Genomic DNA, 17,276 nt, shown 5'->3' on the forward strand with positions numbered 1-17,276 from the left:
ATGCAATTCAACCTTTCCGCCTGGGCGCTGCAGAACCGCTCCATCGTCCTGTACCTCATGCTGCTGCTGGGCATTGTCGGTACGCTGTCCTACACCAAGCTGGGGCAGAGCGAGGACCCGCCGTTCACCTTCAAGGCGATGGTGGTGAAAACCAACTGGCCGGGGGCGACCGCCGAAGAAGTCTCGCGCCAGGTCACCGAGCGCATCGAGAAGAAGCTGATGGAGACCGGCGACTTCGACCGCATCATTTCCTTCTCGCGTCCCGGTGAGTCCCAGGTGACCTTCGTCGCCCGCGAGGACTTCCACTCGCGCGATATCCCCGAGCTCTGGTACCAGATCCGCAAGAAGGTCAACGACATTCGCTACACCCTTCCGCAGGGCATCCAGGGGCCGTTCTTCAACGACGAGTTCGGCACCACCTTCGGCAACATCTACGCGTTGTCGGGCAAGGGCTTCGACTACGCGGTGCTCAAGGACTACGCCGACCGCCTGCAGCTGCAACTGCAGCGGATCAAGGACGTCGGCAAGGTCGAGCTGGTCGGCCTGCAGGACGAGAAGATCTGGATCGACCTGTCCAACACCAAGCTCGCCACCCTCGGCCTTCCGCTGGCGGCGGTGCAGAAGGCGCTGGAAGAGCAGAACGCGGTCACCGCCACCGGCTTCTTCGAGACGGCGACCGACCGCGTGCAACTGCGCGTGTCCGGACGCTTCGATTCGGTGGAGGATATCCGCTCCTTCCCGATCCGCGTCGGCGACCGTACCTTCCGCATCGGTGATGTGGCCGAGGTGCACCGTGGCTTCAACGATCCGCCCGCGCCGCGCATGCGCTTCATGGGCGAGGACGCCATCGGCATCGCCGTGGCGATGAAGGACGGCGGTGACATCCTGGTGCTGGGCAAGAAGCTCGACGCCGAGTTCGAGCGTCTGCAGCAGACGCTGCCGGCGGGCATGGAGCTGCGCAAGGTTTCCGACCAGCCGGCGGCGGTGCGTGAAGGCGTCGGCGAGTTCGTCCGCGTGCTGGCCGAGGCGCTGATCATCGTGCTGCTGGTGAGCTTCTTCTCCCTCGGCCTGCGTACCGGCCTGGTAGTGGCGCTGTCGATCCCGCTGGTGCTGGCGATGACTTTCGCCTGCATGTACTACTTCGGCATCGGCCTTCACAAGATTTCCCTCGGCGCGCTGGTGCTGGCGCTGGGGCTGCTGGTGGACGACGCGATCATCGCCGTGGAGATGATGGCGGTGAAGATGGAGCAGGGCTACGACCGGCTCAAGGCGGCGAGTTACGCCTGGACCAGCACGGCCTTCCCGATGCTCACCGGCACCCTGGTCACCGCCGCCGGCTTCCTGCCGATTGCCACCGCGCAGTCCGGCACCGGCGAATACACCCGCTCGTTGTTCCAGGTGGTGACCATCGCGCTGCTGGTGTCGTGGATCGCCGCCGTGGTCTTCGTGCCCTACCTGGGCGAGAAGCTGCTGCCCGATCTCGCCAAGCGCCATGCGGAAAAGCACGGCGGCAGCGACAAGGGGCACGACCCGTATTCGACGCCGTTCTACCAGCGCTTCCGCCGTGTGGTGGAGTGGTGCGTGCGCTACCGCAAGACGGTGATCCTGCTGACCGTTGCCGCCTTCATCGGCTCGATCATGCTGTTCCGCCTGGTGCCACAGCAGTTCTTCCCGCCCTCGGCGCGCCTGGAGTTGCTGGTGGACCTGAAGCTGGCCGAAGGCGATTCGCTCACCGCCACCACCGAACAGGTCAATCGCCTGGAGAAGATGCTTGCCGAGCATCCGGGCATCGACAACTACGTGGCCTATGTCGGCACCGGTTCGCCGCGCTTCTACCTGCCACTGGACCAGCAATTGCCGGCGGCGAGCTTCGCGCAGTTCGTGGTGTTGGCGAAGAGCCTGGAGTCACGTGAAGAGATTCGCCAGTGGCTGATCAAGCACATGAACGAGGACTTCCCGACCCTGCGTACTCGTATCAGCCGCCTGGAGAACGGCCCGCCGGTGGGTTACCCGGTGCAGTTCCGCGTCTCCGGCGAGCACATCCCGGAAGTCCGCGAGCTGGCGCGCAAGGTCGCCGACAAGATGCGTGAGAACCCCCACGTGGTGAACGTGCACCTGGACTGGGAAGAGCCGAGCAAGGCGATTTTCCTCGACATCGATCAGGAGCGCGCCCGCGCCCTGGGCGTGAGCACTTCGGACATCTCGCAGTTCCTGCAGAGCTCGCTGACCGGCTCCACCGTCAGCTACTACCGCGAGGACAACGAGCTGATCGAGATCCTCCTGCGGGGCGACGAGCGCGGCCGGCATGACCTGTCACAACTGCCCAGCCTGTCGATGCAGACCAGCAGCGGTCGCAGCGTGGCGCTGTCGCAGGTGGCGACGCTGGAGTACGGCTTCGAGGAAGGCATCATCTGGCGACGCAACCGCTTGCCGACGGTGACCGTGCGCGCCGACATCTACGACGACTCGCTGCCGGCGACCCTGGTGAAGCAGATCTCGCCGACGCTGGACCCGATCCGCGCCGAGCTGCCCGACGGCTACCTGCTGGACGTCGGCGGCACCGTGGAGGACTCGGCCAAGGGCCAGAACTCGGTGAACGCTGGCGTGCCGCTGTTCATCGTGGTGGTGCTCAGCCTGCTGATGATCCAGCTGCGCAGCTTCTCGCGGATGATCATGGTGTTCCTCACCGCACCGCTGGGGCTGATCGGCGTGACGTTGTTCCTGCTGATCTTCCAGAAACCCTTCGGCTTCGTGGCCATGCTCGGCACCATCGCGTTGGCGGGGATGATCATGCGTAACTCAGTGATCCTCGTGGACCAGATCGAGCAGGACCGCGCCCACGGCCTGGACACCTGGCACGCCATCATCGAGGCCACGGTGCGACGCTTCCGCCCCATCGTGCTGACCGCCCTGGCGGCCGTGCTGGCGATGATCCCGCTGTCGCGCAGCGTGTTCTTCGGGCCGATGGCGGTGGCGATCATGGGCGGCCTGATCGTCGCCACGGCGCTGACCCTGCTGTTCCTGCCGGCGCTCTATGCGGCGTGGTTCAGGGTGAAGAAGGAGGCCTGACGGATTCCGGATGCTCAGCGCCGGCGCAAACTTGTAGGAGCGAGCTTGCTCGCGAACCCGACCCGTTTCGGCGTTACCGGGGTATCCGTTCGCGAGCAGGAACTAGGCGTTCCCTCGCTCCTACAAGGTGGCTCCAGGCTCCAAAGGGCGAGGAAGCCGTTCTTGCCGGCTGACGCCAAAGTTTCATGCCACTCCGGACAGTCCCCTCTCCCGCGTGCTGGAGCGCGACGGCACTGCGTAGGATGGCGTGGAGCGAAGCGATACCCATCGCTGGCAGTCCGTAGGACGAATTACCCGGAGCGGGTTATCCGGCCTACGGATGCCGAGCTTCTGCGAACGCACGTTCGTATGAAAGGGTGACTGTCCAGTACGCCTCTGGCCCAAACTGGCGTAGGACGCCCCCGGCGAGACTTTGTGCACAGCTGTGCGCCTCCGGCATTCTTGGTTCAGAATCAGAAAGATCCTCTGTGTAAATAAGAATACAAAGGAGCCCGACAGAGGCGACGAGGTCGACAAGCCCACCGCCCAACCAGCAAGTGGTGCGTCGAGCGCCCTCAATACGACAGTGGCCAAGCCCAAGGCAGGACAGCATGAAACTGCGGAAAGAAATCGAAAATACCATCCGGGAAGCGCGTGAAGACCGTGCCAACGCGGCGCTCGCGATCTGTGTATTGCTCGAGGAGAAGCTGGGTCTTTCGCAGACCGGGTGGTTCGATGACGACCCGCTTGCGCTGCAAGCCATCGCCGAGTGGAAGGCCTCCGCCATTCATCATCAGCAAGAATGAGCGCCCCGAGAGGCGGTTAACCCACGCTTGCTCTGCATGAGCAGAAAAGAAAAAGCCCGGCATTTTGCCGGGCTTTTTGCGTCCTTCAGGCGGAGCTCAAAGCACCCCGAACACCTTCTTCGCCAGGCCGGTGGCCGCTGCAGTCGGGTTCTGGCGAATGGTCTTCTCCTGTTCCGCGATGAGCTTGAACAGGCCGTCCAGCGCTTCCTCGGTCACGTAGTTCTCGATATTCGCGTTCTTCGCATCGACAACGCCGAAGGCGGCAGCCTGGCTGGCGAATGCGTTGTACTGCTTGGCCACGCCGACCTGGTCGGTGGCCTGCTTGATGATCGGCAGGAACTTGGCGCGCAGTTGCTCGCGACTGCTGCGGTTCAGGTAATCGGTGGCGGAATGCTCGCCGCCCTGGAGGATGCCCTTGGCATCGGTCACGCTCATCTTCTTGACCGCATCCACCAGCAGCGCCTGGGCTTGTGGCATGGCAGTCTCGGCGGCCTTGTTCATGCTCGCTTCGAGCTGGTCGACCTGGGCGCCCATGCCGAATTGCTTCATGGTCTTGGCGGCCTTGCCCAGCTTCCCGGGCAGTTCGATGCGCACGGCCGGGTCATTACTGAAACCGCCAGGTTGGCTGAGCTGCTTCACGGCTACCTGGGCACCCTGGGTCAGCGCATCTTTCAGGCCGCCGGTGGCATCGCTCTGGCTAAGGTCGGAGAGGGACAGGGCAAAGGCATTGAAGGACAGCAGGGCGCCGGCCAGCAGAACGGGGAATCGCAGCATCGATACTTCCTTGGCGAAACACGACGGTTTCGAACCGCCGAGGTGGAGAAGGGAGGGGGGAGATTAACGGAGGATGGCCGCCGGGGAAAACCCGGCGGCGCGGTGAATCAGCGCACGGGATCGACGCGGACGCGCAGCGGCTGAGGATCGCTGCCATCGAGTTTGACGCTGTGGCGCTCGGTGGTGATGAACAGCAGGCGGCCGCCGTCCTCGATGCGCGCACTGATGCTGTAGCTGTGGCCCGGCTTGACCTGGTTGCGGTCGTAATCCAGATGGAACGCCAGCGGCACCTGGCGACCGGGCTCCAACTGTTGCTGGGCGAGGTCGACGGCCGGCGCATCGGCCAGCGATACGTCCTGCAGGCTGACGGTGACCTGGGCAGTGGGCGGCAGGGCGATGCGCTGCAGGTAGAAGACTTCGCCATCCAGCGATGCCTTGTCGCCGGAAGAAGTGGAACTGCAGGCGGCGAGCAGGCCGGTCATCAGTAGCAGGGGAAGGGTTTTCATGGGGGAGCTCTCCTTGGATCCAGGGCGCGTCAGACCATTGTGGGTGACTTTGGTTTCCGCGCCATGATCTGGGAGAGCGTCGAGTTATTTCACGATGCGTCCGAAGCGGTTCTGGAACATGACCTGATCGCGGCCGTCCGTGAGGTCATACAGCGAGTAGTAGTGGCTGAGTCGCGCGCCACCGTCACGGGTCAGAGGGTCCCAACTCAGGTTGGCGCGGCGCATGGTGGAACTGCTCATCAGCTCGTCGAAGGGGATCGACACATAGATGCCCTTGTCGAAGCTGCCCTCGCCGTAGGCCTCCTTGTCCGCCGTGGTCAGCGTGACCCAGGCGCCGAAGCGCACGCCGTTCCTGAACTGGCGGGACAGATCGAGGGTGCCGCCCCAGTCGCGCGCCAGGTAACGGCCGGCACTGACCTGCGCGAGGATGTCCTCGAAACCGGTTTGCCAGTAGAGGGTGACGAAGCCGGTGGCCGTCTGGTAATCGCGCAGGGCGAAGTGCTGGTCGAACTCGCGCTGGCGCACCAGATCAAGGTTGGCGCCCAATGCCCAGCGTTCGTTCATGGGGCGATACAGCAGTTCGCCGCCCACGCCGGCGTACATGCTTTCCAGATAACCGGCGTAGACCATGCCATAGAGGTCCTGGTCCAGCCGCATGGTCTTGTTCATCTGGAAGGTTTGCAGCATGACGTTGGAGGTTGTCATGTACTCGCGGACATCGGTGCGCACGCGCGGCAGGTTGCTCGGTGCGTCGTAGGTGAAGTTGTCGAAGTTGTTGAACAGGTTGACGCTGAGCAGGCCGTTCGCCCACAGGCTTGGCGTGAAGCGGTATTCGCTGTCGAGGTCGGCTGTGAACTGATAGAGCAGGAAGTCGTTCGGCCCGCCGACGCTCTGGTTGTAGCCGAGGCCGACGTTGTAGCTGAACGGATCGGGTTTCTGTTGGTACAGCACCTGTTCCTGCTGCGGCAGCGGCACGTTCTGTTCGGTCGCACGGCGCAGGTCTTCCAGCGGCCGTTCCTGATTGGCCACTTCCTCGAACATTCGACGCGGTACGCTGGTTTCGACGATGGGCTGGCCATAGCGCGTGTCGACGACGGTAAACCACTGGGCTTCCTGGTCGGTGCTGTTATCCAGGATGCGTGCCGTACGCCCCACCGCTTCGGGTGGATAGAGATAGCGGGTCTGCTCGCCGTACACCACGACTTCGTGGTCCTTCTGCGTAATGCGCTCGACCTTGTAGCCGGCGTTTGCTTCCAGGCGATGGGAGACCTCGGCCCAGTCGGTTGTGCCGCCTGGTTTCTGCCCCACTCGCTGTGCCAAGGTTTCGGGAGCGGGGTCGCTCACTTTCGCTGGGGCCTTGCGGGTAGCGAAGTTGGTGTGCAAGGTGATGCCGAACATGGCGGTGTTGCCGCGCTCGAAGGCGGCCGTCAGGTCGATCGAATCGCTTGCCTTGAAGACCAGGCCGATGTTGAACGGCGAGTCCTGCTTCTGTGGGTTGTCGAGTGGTTCGTGCTGGTAGTCGTTGCCGTCGTATTCGAGCTTGAAGGACAGCGGTTTCCAGGGCGTCTGCCAGTTGATGCCGCCGAAGAGGGAAGGGCGGCCACGGAAGTAGTCATTGGAGTTGACGGAGCCTGCCGTATCGACGGTTCCGGTTGGTGCTGGGCGGGTTTTGAATCGATCATCGATCCACCCCAACGGGTTGTCCAGCTCACCGCGATTACCGATGTAGCCCCATGCCAAACCCAGGCTGAAGTCAAAATCGCCGGCGCGCTTGTTGGCTACGAAGTATTCGCTGGAAAACAGGCCGGTGCCGCCGATATCGCGGCCGCCCAGAGCGATCTCGGGAGCCCAGCGGCTCTCCTGCAGGAGGCGGAATTTGACGTCGAACGCCTTGTCCTTGTAACTCTGATCACCGCTGAAGTCCTCGGCGCCATACTTCCGGTTGCTGATGGACGTATAGCGGAAGGTACCCTCCATCCAGTCGAAGGGCTGCAGTGAAAAGCTGTAGCGCGAGTAGGGATCGGTCCGGTTGGCGTTGATACTGATCTCACCGGCCGGCGCCATACGTGCGGTTGGCGTTTGAAGCAGACCGACGCCACCGAAATCGTTCTGTGTATAGCGTGGTTCGGCGAAGGCCAGGTGGGTGCCGACCAGCAGCAGGTAAAGGCCGTGGCGGCAATTCATGGCGACTCCATCGGTAGCGGCTGGGTGGCGATGAACCTGGCCAGTTCACGGTTCAGGTCCGGGGCGATCGCGTCCACTTGCGTGGCATCCAGAGGTACCAGCACGACTGCTCCGGGAGCAGGAGGAGCGGCTTCCTCGCGATTCCACAGGGCGATACCCAACCGGGAAACCTGTCCGTCAGGCTGAATCAGATAGAGGTAATCCGGGTCGGCCTCCGCCAGGGCAGGGCACTGTTGTGCATACCGGTAGGCCTGTTGCAGAGGAGCAAACGGCAGCTTGCAGTCGTTCGAGACCGCACCAGTGACGCGAATACTGTCGGGCCGCGGCGGGAAGATCAGTCGGTCGCCGCCCTGCAGCTTGGGCGAATGGGCGGCGCTCAGTTCGACGGCCAATGGGTCGAGCCGGTAAAGGCGCCGCCCGGTGACCGGAAGTCGGGCCACCTGCTCGTTCAGTTGCCGGGCTGCATTGGCCATCCCCGGCTCGTTCTGAAGCATTGCGAGACGTTGGAGCTGGATCAGGTCGAACAAGATGCCTGCTTTCAGGCGTTGCTGTTCCTGCTTCAGGCTTTCGCGTTGCCATGACGCACCCAGCCAGTAGCCCAGCGGATCCACACGCAGGCGGCTGAGCAGATCGCCGAGGCGCAAGCCTTCGGCAATCTCCTTTTCTCCGGGAGAGGGGACTGCGCCCAGAACCTCGATGCGGGTATTGGCCAGCAGCGTATTGCTGAGCATGAGACCAAGCAGAAAGCAGCTGATCCGCACAGCTTTCAAGGTTGCCCCCGCAATGGCCGTAACTGGGTGAGCGTGACGCTCAGGCTCGGCGTGACCTGCTGGCGGCTTTGCAAGATGAAGCCATCCTGCGGATCGATCCAGTAGTGGTTGGTTGAAGACATGCCCGCAACCGGGGAGGCCAGTGATTCGTCGACGCGTAGCAAGGAGTGGTCGCGGTCAAGAATGCGCACAGTCTCGATACCGGCGGGGTGGAAGGTACCTCTGAGGGAAATGTCGAACTGGGTATTCGAGCCGAGATCGATCCAGCGCTGGCTTGGCTGCCCGTCGGCAACACGCTGCAACCCACGAGAGAAGGGGGAATCCGCTGCCAGCCGCGTCCCCAGAAGATCCTCCGGGAAGCCCAGGGTGCGTACGATCACACCATCCTCAAGCAACAACAGCTGGTTGGAGTTGGCCCGCCAGTACTGCAGCTTGCCCTGCACGCGCACCAGCGCCATCACCGCCGAGCCGTATTCGGTCGTCACCTGGATCTGGTAATAGGGCAGAGCATCGACCTGGACTTGCGTGACTTCCAGCTTCGCTGGGCCGTGAAGGCTGGCGCCCAGCGTATTGAGGGAGCCTTGCATCAAGGGATTGCAACCACTCAGTGACGCGGCCGATGCGGCCAGCGCGATCAGGCGGAGGGCAGTCATAGGCGGGGGCATTAGTTGTTGTTGGTGAGGTTGCGCTGGACGGACGAACCGGTACCCACGATTCCCGCGGAAGGCACCAACTGGCTGATCAGGCGGTTCCAGCGGGTGACGCCTGCCGGGCCGACGTAGACCACGTCCTGAGGCCGCAGCTGGAACTGCTGCGCGAGGATGAACGCGGTTGGTGATTTGGCGTCGAGCTGGAAGACCTTGGCGCGATCGGTTTCCAGGCTCTCCACGCCGCGAATGACGTAGACGGCCTTGCCGTTGGAGGTGGTCTGGTTGAGACCGCCGACACTGCCCAGTGCGTCGGCCAGGTTCATTTCGCGGGTCTTGAAAGTCAGGGCGCGCGGTGCGTTGACCTCGCCCATCAGGTAGACCTTCTTGCGGTCGTTGTAGGGCAGGTAGATGCGGTCGCCGTCCTTCAGGCTCAGGTTGTACAGGTCGGTTCCCTGGGCGGTGTTCAAGGCATCCAGGTTGAGCTGGAAGACTTCTCCGTCCCGAGTGAGCGTCAGGCCGGCAAGGTCGGCGTTGAGCGTGTCCACTTCAGCGGTGCCAATGGCCTCCATCAGCGTCAGGGGTGTGGTGGTGATGGGCTGCTGGCCCGCCTTGACGAAGGCGCCATTAAGTACCACTCGCTGGCTGGCGAAACGCAGGATGGCAATGTCCACCTGTGGCTCTTCGACATAGGCCGAAAGCGCCTCGCTGATGGTCGCGCGGACGTCCTCGATGGTACGCCCGCCTACTCGAACCGTGCCGATGTAGGGATAGAAGAGGGTGCCGTCCGGTCGGACCAGGCGTCCGTTGGCATCGGTTTGCTGCTGCTGCCCCGCTGGCGAGGTCAACTCGGGGTGATCCCAGACCGTGATGTAGAGCAGGTCACCCGCGCCAATGCGATAGCTTTCCGGGCGGTAGTCGGTCAGCTTTACCGGGACGGCACCCTGAGGTTGCGTCGCGGCTTCTACCGCCAGCAGTTTGGGAGTGATCTGTACCAGTTCGACACGGCTGGACTCGGCAGAGTCGTCCTGCAACAACCGTCCGGTATCGAGGTTCTGGCCAGGGGAGAACATGCATCCCTGGAGTGAAAAGGCGGACAGGAACGCGATAGACAAGGGACGGAGCATGGGCTGGTTACACATGGAAGATGATGGGATTGACGCGGAAGATGGCCGACGCCGGTTTTCCTGGGCATAAGAGGACGGCCGAGAGGCTGCGCAGGGTAGCAATCAGGTCTGATAAGGGATGTAGGAAAAGGATGGCGATGCGGGACAGGAAATTCGCTAACTGACAGTGATTTTGACTAGTAAGCGTTCTGGTGGACGAAGCCCTTGAATAGCGTCAGGAATACGATCTTCAGGTCCCACCACAGCGACCAGTTGTTGATGTAGGCCAAGTCAAACTCGACGCGCTTCTGCATCTTCTCCAGCGTGTCCGTCTCCCCACGCCAACCATTCACCTGGGCCCAACCGGTAATGCCGGGCTTTACCTTGTGGCGCAGCATGTAGCTGCTGATCTGCCCCCGGTATTCCTCGTTGTGTGCAATGGCGTGTGGGCGCGGCCCAACGATGGACATATCGCCCATGAATACGTTGACGAACTGGGGCAGTTCGTCCAGCGAAGTACGACGCAGGAAGGCACCAACCGGAGTGATGCGGCTGTCGTTACGGGTCGCCTGGGTCACTGTCGCGCCGTTCTCCATGACGCGCATGCTGCGGAATTTCCACACCTCAATTGAACGACCATCGATACCGTAGCGTTTCTGCTTGAAGAAGACGGGGCCGGGCGACGTGAGTTTTACTGCGGCGGAAATCAGCAACATCGGTATGGCGATCATGCAAAGAATCAACGACGACAGCACGATGTCTTCCAGGCGCTTTATCCATGCACCGGCTCCCACCATGGGACTGTCGAATATGCTGATGGTGGGAATGCCGTCGATGTTCTGCGAGCGGGCGTGAAGCAGGTCGAAGACGAAAACATCGGGAACGATGTAGACGGAGGTCGTGGTATCGCTCAGTTGCTCTACCAGCCACTTGATACGTGCTTCACTGCGCATGGGGAGCGTGATGTAGACGCGATCCAGCTTGCCCGCGCGGGCCTGCTCTATCAGGTGTTCCAGCGCGCCAGAAATAGGCAGCTTCACAGTGCCAGTGCCGAGGCTAACCGGAGTGTGAAGGTTGTCATCGAAGAAGCCGACCAGTTCCAGCCCCATCCACGGTGCGCTGGCAATGTTGGTGGCCAAGCGCTGCCCCAACGTGCCTGCGCCGGCAATGGCAACCGAGCGAGTGTTAAAGCCTTGACGGCGAAGCGCATGCAGGCCTGAGCGCAAAAGCACGCGGTAACCACACAAGCCGCCGAGTGCCAGTGAAAACCACTGTATCTGACCTGTACCACTGAGCACGGTGATCTCGGGACTGAGGTAGTCGGCAATCGCTACGCCGGCAAAGCTGACTGCCCAGATACCACCAACCTTCCGCAACTCCTCGCGAATTCGTCCACCCCGCCATGAGACATAGAGTTGCCCGAAGTCACTGAGCAGATAGAAGATGACCAAGGCAAACAGCGTCGCAATGACGGCTGAGTAATTCCACTGTGCTCTATCAATGGCGATGACTACGCTCATGCCGAGACAGATGACACCGAGGTCAAGCAGCTTTTGCAGGATGGAAATAGTGGCTTGATGGGGGCGGAGGATTCCGCGGTCCCTCGTGTTCATTGGAGTATTCCTTTGTGATCTCTGGCTTGCAGGATCTTTTAGAGGGGTATTTATGTGGAGGCGAGGGATTTAACTGAGCTGCATTAACTAATGAGGAACAGGAGAAGTTATTCAGCTCTGGAGCGAACTTGCTTGTACTTCTCTATCATCAGCAACCAAGCAAACTGCAAATTGGTGGTCAGATAGCGCTTCCACATCCTGCCGGGCTCTTGGATTACGCGATATAGCCATTCAAGACCATGATTTTGCATCCACAGCGGCGCTCGCTTGACCTTCCCAGCGACTACATCGAAAGTACCGCCGACACCCATGACAAAATTGACACCAAGCTGGTCTTTCCAACGATTGATGAAGTTTTCCTTCTTGGGGGAAGTAATGGCTACAAACAGAAGTCGGGCATTGGAGTTGCGGATCGTCTCGACCATTTTCTCTTCATCGTCCCAGAAGTAACCATGGTGGTAGCCAGCTACTTCAAGGCCTGGATACATGGCCTCTACAGTTGTGGCAGTTTTGGCGACAACCTCTTCGGTGGCGCCCAGTAGATAAACGGGGAAGTTGCTTTTTGCGCTCATGGCCAGGAGCTGATGAAAAAGATCCACACCTGCTACTCGTTCGGGGATTTTTTGGCCCAGAAAACGTGCGCCCCAAACAACGCCAATTCCATCAATATTGATAATGTCGCAGGACTTAACTGATTCGGAAAGTTCATTATCTAACTGCATATTGACTAGTTTTGCTACATTCACCACCGAGTGTTGAGTGAACTGCTTTTGGGTTATCCTTTTCCTTAACTCACTAATTGTCTGCTCCATAGAAACTGCATTCATCGGACAGTTCAAGAATTTTATTCTATTCATGGTTGTATTCGTATTAATTTTGGTGTTTTTGAATTAGTGTGGTTTCTCTGAGGGATCGATGTTTCTCTGTAAAATTTTCAAGGCCATATTTTTTTTCTACTAATTCAGATCTGTTTTGCGAGAGAGCTATATCGTCTATGGATCCTATGGAATCAATCGCTTTGTTTATTGCCGACAAAAGGCTAGAGGATCTGCGGATATCGAATGAAAAGCTAAGTGGGTCGTTATCACATATTTCGCGCAGGGCTGGAATTGCGTTGTATATCAAAATTTTCCCTTGATAAATCCCTTCAATTGCTACAAGTCCAAAACCCTCTTCTAACGACGGAATGAGCAGAGCATGCGAGTCTTCCAAAACCTTAAATGGCATCTCTTGATGGCCTGATATTAAGATATCGACGTTCTTCGGGGCTGTATATTTTAGTTTTTGAATTTTACTCATGAGTGGGCCGTCGCCGACTATGTTAAAAGATATTCCCCCTTTGATTTTTGAAGATATCTCGTAAATAGAATTTATTGCTTCTATTATTCCCTTCCAGCTATTAAGTGAGCCAACGAATCCAATCTTAAGTCTTTTTTCTATCGGGGATGGATAGGTGCCGACATGTGTCTCGCCTATATAGGGGTTAGGTATCGTGCTTACTATTTTTTCTATTACGCCATGCTCTAGTAGTTTTTTTTTCACAGACTCAGATACAGCTATATAATGATCGCAGGGGAAGGTCTTATAGAGCCAGAGATGTTTTCTGTAACTGGCATGTGCATAGAATACAGCTTTACCTCCCACTGACTTGATTAACCAGGATAGTGGGAGAAAGCAACGGCTATGAATGTAAATAATTTCAGGCTTTGCTCTTTTTATTTTAAATGCAACGGATATAAGCGTAGTTAAGATGTTCGGCAGGAATTTTATAAATGCATAAGAATTTGGCTGTATGCTGAGGACTTCTTCATTTGGGCCTACCAGTTTCGCAAGGATCTTCTGAGCACCACCTCGTTCTGGGGCGGGATTGTTTATTAGGTGCCAAATTCTAATATTTATACAGTTCCTTTTCATGGTCTTCGTTCAGTCCTTTTAGTTTGTTGAGCTCGCATATAAAAGAGTTATGCGCATCGCATGTTAAAATAGAATTCGCTGAAACGAAAACACTCCCGCTTAGAGTTATTGGTCCCGCTAATATTGAGTTTGGTCCGACGAAAGCCCTTCCATCAATCCATGGTTGGTGCTGAATGATTTCACCCTTCTTTAAAGTTTTTCCTAGATTTCCGCCGATTGTTACACCTTGCATTATTTTAGTATGTCCTCTGAGTTGAACATGTTGTCCAACTACTATTCCCATTGGATGAGGAAGGTATATGCCGCCGTATAGCTTGCAACGTTGGTCTATATCAACCTTGAAAATCAAGAAATTCAGCCACCAGACGAGCCGGGGGAGTATGGGGATTTTGAAGAGATAGAGACTATGAGAAATACGATATAGAGTAGTGCACAGGAAAGATGGGGAAAGAGAGGATGAGAGTATATTTATAATTTCTCTACTTCGTCCTTTGTAGAAAAGGATTGTCTTTACGTCTTCCCAAATTAGTCTCCTCAGTGAAAGTGCTTTCATATCTTGCTCTTCGTAAGTAAAAATAATAGGGCATATACATCCAGAACTTTAAAGTTGGGTAGAAGATTAAACATGCAATGAATAGTACTAGTCCTCCTCTGACGTGTGTATACCGGCTAGGTGTTCGAAAATAGGTCACAAGGAAATCAAAGAGTAGCAACGCAAGTCCGAATAGCCCGAGTTCAAAAATAAAAACAGGTAGCTCGCTGCCATCTCTAGCTGCTGGATCCTCTTCATATACTAATGCGGAAAGTCGATGGCTTATCGCTGTCGTGCCCCAACTTCCAAGACCGTTACCGAATAGTACAGTCAATATGTCCTGATTGCTTTGGTATTCTATAACTCTAGTCAGTGGGATCCAGCGTGAAGCATAATTGAGAAGAGTCTCGTTATCCTTTTCTGGGTTTATTGCACTTCGATAACTTATTACGCCAATTAGAACTGATAGGATAAGAGTGGCAAAAATTGTACCTTTTATTGGGTTTTTCTTTATTATGGGTATTGAGTAGATTGCAGCTAATATCCCAATTGTAGTCAGTGACCCGTTAAGAATCATAACCACAGCAGTAAGTATAGCTATGTATGGATTTCTTTTTATGAAGTTAATTATGTTGCTGCCGGTGAGAAGAAGGGTGTTGAAAGAAAAGGAAATGGCAAACCAGTTCGGCTCAATGAAGAATCCCCTGAGCCTAAAAGATACTGAATATCCTTTTTCATAGTGTTCTTCGTTAATGAAGCTTAGTTGGAGCCCAGCAACCTTAAAAGTAAGGTATTGAAATAACCCGGTGAGGATCATTACTATTTGAAATTGGTAGAATAGCTTTTGGGATGTGTATTTGTAAGTTGTGTTTGCGAAGATTATGATATTTACAGTTACCAGTAAGTATATTGTTATATTTATAAAGCCAGGCTTCAGCATTAATGCGCCAGAAAGTAGGCAGTAAAAGATGAATATAAATAGAGAGGTATCTTTTTTTAGTGAGAAAAGTAATGATGACGGATTTCTAAGGGTGGTAATTATATTGGTTATTGCTATGCAGATAATCCCTACATGAAACTGTACGGTCCCGCCTAGCTTTAGCGCTGAGTCCAACGCAAAACTTACATATATTAATGCCACCCATGTTGAGATATTTATGCTCATTGCTATCTATGGTGGTTTAAGATTCATTCAATGGATTTCAATAGGAAAGCTTGAGATTCTTTTATGACATTGTTTAGCAGAGGACGCACATCGTCGTATGAAATTCTTTCGAGCTTGCGTAATATCAGGTCTGTTGGTGATTCTATAATTCGAGACATAAGTCCGAGTCGGCTAAGTAGTGTTGTCTGTCTTGAATTTAGGTTTTCAATTATATGCGGAAAGAAGAAGAAGTCTTTTTCGAAGTTTATGGAAAAGGCTGTTCCGTGAAATGAGTTTGTTGCTACGAAACTTGCTGAGTTAATTAATGTCAACCACTCGCTTGGTCCTATGTCAAGGAGGTTGTGATCAGCACTTTGGATTGGCTTCGAACCAAGGTGATATATCGGAAGTTGTGTTTTTTCTTTAGCTCTTTTATATATTCATCAAACCGGTCTAGCATGGCGCCAGATCCAACTACATAGGAGGCTATATACTTTTCCTTTGGGATTATTGATCTCTCAAAAATCTCTCGATAGTCGCGAACAAGAAGTGTCGGGTCAACTACAACTTGGCTTTCTATGCTAGGTAGCTGAGTGGTAAGATCAATATTTAGGGTGTCCTCCCTAACGCCAACTGAGTTAAATTGCAGCAATAGATCATTTACTTGATCAATAAATTCAGGAAGTCGACAACTTCCCGCACTAGCTGCATATGCAATTTTTTTTGTAGGACTTGAGATGAAGTCTAGAAAATATGCCCTGTCCGGCTTCCCGCCAGTGAGGTTAGGGTTCCAGATTTGATCACTTCCACAAATTACCGCATGAGCATCTTTGATCTTGGTGAGCGATTTGTTTGAGTAATATTTCTTTTTGGTTAATGGTAAGTGCGCGTGTGAGAATTTGTTAAATCTCTTTAGCTTTGAAATCTTTTCAAGAGTCTTCTTTATACCTTTAGCAGGTCGGTAACGTTGAAGGAAGAAGTAATTAGGGATGTAGTCTATAATTTGAACTTCTAAGTTTTCCGATTTCAAGAATTTTACAAGAGCATAGGCTTGAAGTGTTGCTCCGTAGTTCAATGCTTTTTGAAATGTTAGCGTATATATTTTTTTCATTTCACTATCACGACTTCTGGGTCGATATTTATATTGAATTTACTGAATACTGAGCTTTGAATGCTCTTTGAGAATTCTAGGATTTCTTTTGAAGTTGCTTTCCCATGGTTTAATATTATTAATGGGCGGCGCTCATTTATGCTGACATCACCGATCCTAATTCCTGCCCACCCGCACTCCCGTATCAAGTCCCCAGCTGATACTTTGTAGGTGTCTGGGGTGTCGGGGTATATTGCAATTTTTGGATATAGAGATTTCAGCGATATTGCTGCGCTTTTCTTTACGATGGGGCTTTTGAAGAAACATCCAACGTTTCCAATATCGGTTGGATCTGGCATTGTCTTTTTTCTGATCAGACAGACGAGTTTTCGCTTGAGCGATATGGATAGAAGATTACTTTGTAGCAGGCTTCGCACGTTCTCGAATGAGATCTTTGGTTTCCAACTTGTCTTAGGCCCTATAGTCACTTCGCTAAATATAAAAAGGACGATTCGATTAATCTCTTTAAGAAAATCTCGATATGATCTTCTGTTTCCATTTGGATTTCTAAGGGCGGAATTCCGAGAGTGGAAAAGCTCAAAGTCTACAGATAATACTAAAAGCTCTGGTCTTCTTTTGAATATACTGTCTCTGTAGCTAAATTCGCAGTCTGAATTTTCTAGAACGATTATCTGTTTGGTGAATAAGTTGTAACACGTAACTTTTTCAATTGTTTCACAGACCTCCTTTCCGTAGGCTCCTATGTTCTGAACAGGTGCCGCTCCGACATTTCCTGGAATCAGAGAAAGATTTTCCAATCCAGCCCAGTTTTTGCTTACACAGTGATCAACGAACCTGTCCCATTCCAGGCCGGCATGAGCGCGAACTATTAGGCGATTGTTATTGTCTGAAATAATATCTATTCTGTCATTGCAGGGGTGTAAGACAATTCTGTCGAGATTCTCTGGGAGAAGTACATTGCTTCCGCCTCCAAGAATGAAGAAATTGTTCTTACTTAGGGGGATTTCTGCTGCTAGGTGCTCTATTTCCGTTATATCAAAGAATCTGAAATACTTATTTGTTATGCAGTCTAACCCAAATTTATTATATGGGCGTAAGTTCTTTTCTTCCATTCTCATGGG

At 54.8% G+C, this 17,276-nt stretch carries 15 protein-coding genes; 2 read left to right on the top strand and 13 right to left on the bottom strand.

The window, feature by feature from the left end; all coding sequences use genetic code 11:
- Together ACKI1H_RS13015 and ACKI1H_RS13020 are read left to right on the top strand one after the other, a co-directional pair.
- Complete coding sequence (locus ACKI1H_RS13015; RefSeq protein ID WP_138520843.1) at positions 1-3,069, top strand: efflux RND transporter permease subunit; 3,069 nt, start codon at positions 1-3, stop codon at positions 3,067-3,069.
- A 590-nt stretch (positions 3,070-3,659) separates the two neighbouring features.
- Positions 3,660-3,854: a hypothetical protein gene (locus ACKI1H_RS13020; protein ID WP_440468551.1), complete on the top strand. Its 195-nt coding sequence runs from the start codon at positions 3,660-3,662 to the stop codon at positions 3,852-3,854.
- Between the two features lie 96 nt (positions 3,855-3,950).
- Here ACKI1H_RS13020 and ACKI1H_RS13025 read toward each other — a convergent pair whose 3' ends face one another.
- From ACKI1H_RS13025 to ACKI1H_RS13085, 13 genes are all read right to left on the bottom strand, one after another.
- Positions 3,951-4,628 (bottom strand): DUF4197 domain-containing protein, encoded by a 678-nt coding sequence (locus tag ACKI1H_RS13025; RefSeq protein WP_138520845.1) that lies wholly within the window; start codon positions 4,626-4,628, stop codon positions 3,951-3,953.
- A gap of 107 nt (positions 4,629-4,735) precedes the next feature.
- Positions 4,736-5,134: a YbaY family lipoprotein gene (locus ACKI1H_RS13030; protein ID WP_138520846.1), complete on the bottom strand. Its 399-nt coding sequence runs from the start codon at positions 5,132-5,134 to the stop codon at positions 4,736-4,738.
- 84 nt (positions 5,135-5,218) lie between these two features.
- A complete protein-coding gene (locus ACKI1H_RS13035) occupies positions 5,219-7,318 on the bottom strand; it encodes a YjbH domain-containing protein (protein ID WP_440468552.1) in 2,100 nt (699 codons plus the stop codon).
- A complete protein-coding gene (locus ACKI1H_RS13040; protein WP_440468553.1) occupies positions 7,315-8,049 on the bottom strand; it encodes a capsule biosynthesis GfcC family protein in 735 nt (244 codons plus the stop codon). Before ACKI1H_RS13040 ends, ACKI1H_RS13035 begins: the two co-directional genes overlap by 4 nt.
- A 35-nt stretch (positions 8,050-8,084) precedes the next feature.
- Positions 8,085-8,741 carry a YjbF family lipoprotein gene (locus ACKI1H_RS13045; protein WP_440468554.1) on the bottom strand — a complete coding sequence of 219 codons (657 nt, stop codon included), beginning with the start codon at positions 8,739-8,741 and terminating at the stop codon, positions 8,085-8,087.
- 11 nt (positions 8,742-8,752) lie between these two features.
- The gene (locus tag ACKI1H_RS13050) at positions 8,753-9,862 is read right to left on the bottom strand and encodes a polysaccharide biosynthesis/export family protein (protein WP_440468555.1); all 1,110 of its coding nucleotides are present in this window, start codon (positions 9,860-9,862) and stop codon (positions 8,753-8,755) included.
- A 176-nt stretch (positions 9,863-10,038) separates the two neighbouring features.
- Positions 10,039-11,454 carry an undecaprenyl-phosphate glucose phosphotransferase gene (locus ACKI1H_RS13055; protein WP_440468556.1) on the bottom strand — a complete coding sequence of 472 codons (1,416 nt, stop codon included), beginning with the start codon at positions 11,452-11,454 and terminating at the stop codon, positions 10,039-10,041.
- A gap of 107 nt (positions 11,455-11,561) precedes the next feature.
- Positions 11,562-12,311: a WecB/TagA/CpsF family glycosyltransferase gene (locus ACKI1H_RS13060; protein ID WP_440468557.1), complete on the bottom strand. Its 750-nt coding sequence runs from the start codon at positions 12,309-12,311 to the stop codon at positions 11,562-11,564.
- A gap of 13 nt (positions 12,312-12,324) precedes the next feature.
- Positions 12,325-13,368 (bottom strand): glycosyltransferase family 4 protein, encoded by a 1,044-nt coding sequence (locus tag ACKI1H_RS13065; protein ID WP_440468558.1) that lies wholly within the window; start codon positions 13,366-13,368, stop codon positions 12,325-12,327.
- Positions 13,369-13,847: 479 nt separating this feature from the next.
- Positions 13,848-15,065, bottom strand: coding sequence for a hypothetical protein (locus ACKI1H_RS13070; protein WP_440468559.1), 1,218 nt, complete (start codon positions 15,063-15,065; stop codon positions 13,848-13,850).
- Between the two features lie 23 nt (positions 15,066-15,088).
- Positions 15,089-15,376 (bottom strand): hypothetical protein, encoded by a 288-nt coding sequence (locus tag ACKI1H_RS13075; protein WP_440468560.1) that lies wholly within the window; start codon positions 15,374-15,376, stop codon positions 15,089-15,091.
- 14 nt (positions 15,377-15,390) lie between these two features.
- Positions 15,391-16,155, bottom strand: a complete 765-nt coding sequence (locus ACKI1H_RS13080) for a polysaccharide pyruvyl transferase family protein (RefSeq protein WP_440468561.1) — start codon at positions 16,153-16,155, stop codon at positions 15,391-15,393.
- On the bottom strand, positions 16,152-17,273 hold the full coding sequence (locus ACKI1H_RS13085) for an FAD-binding protein (protein ID WP_440468562.1): 1,122 nt from the start codon (positions 17,271-17,273) through the stop codon (positions 16,152-16,154). The genes ACKI1H_RS13080 and ACKI1H_RS13085 overlap by 4 nt, the downstream gene beginning before the upstream one ends.
- Between the last annotated feature and the right edge of the window lie 3 nt (positions 17,274-17,276).

It is taken from the genome of Pseudomonas sp. YH-1 (genome assembly GCF_051990045.1).
In the GTDB taxonomy this organism is placed as follows: Bacteria; Pseudomonadota; Gammaproteobacteria; order Pseudomonadales; family Pseudomonadaceae; genus Pseudomonas; species Pseudomonas nicosulfuronedens.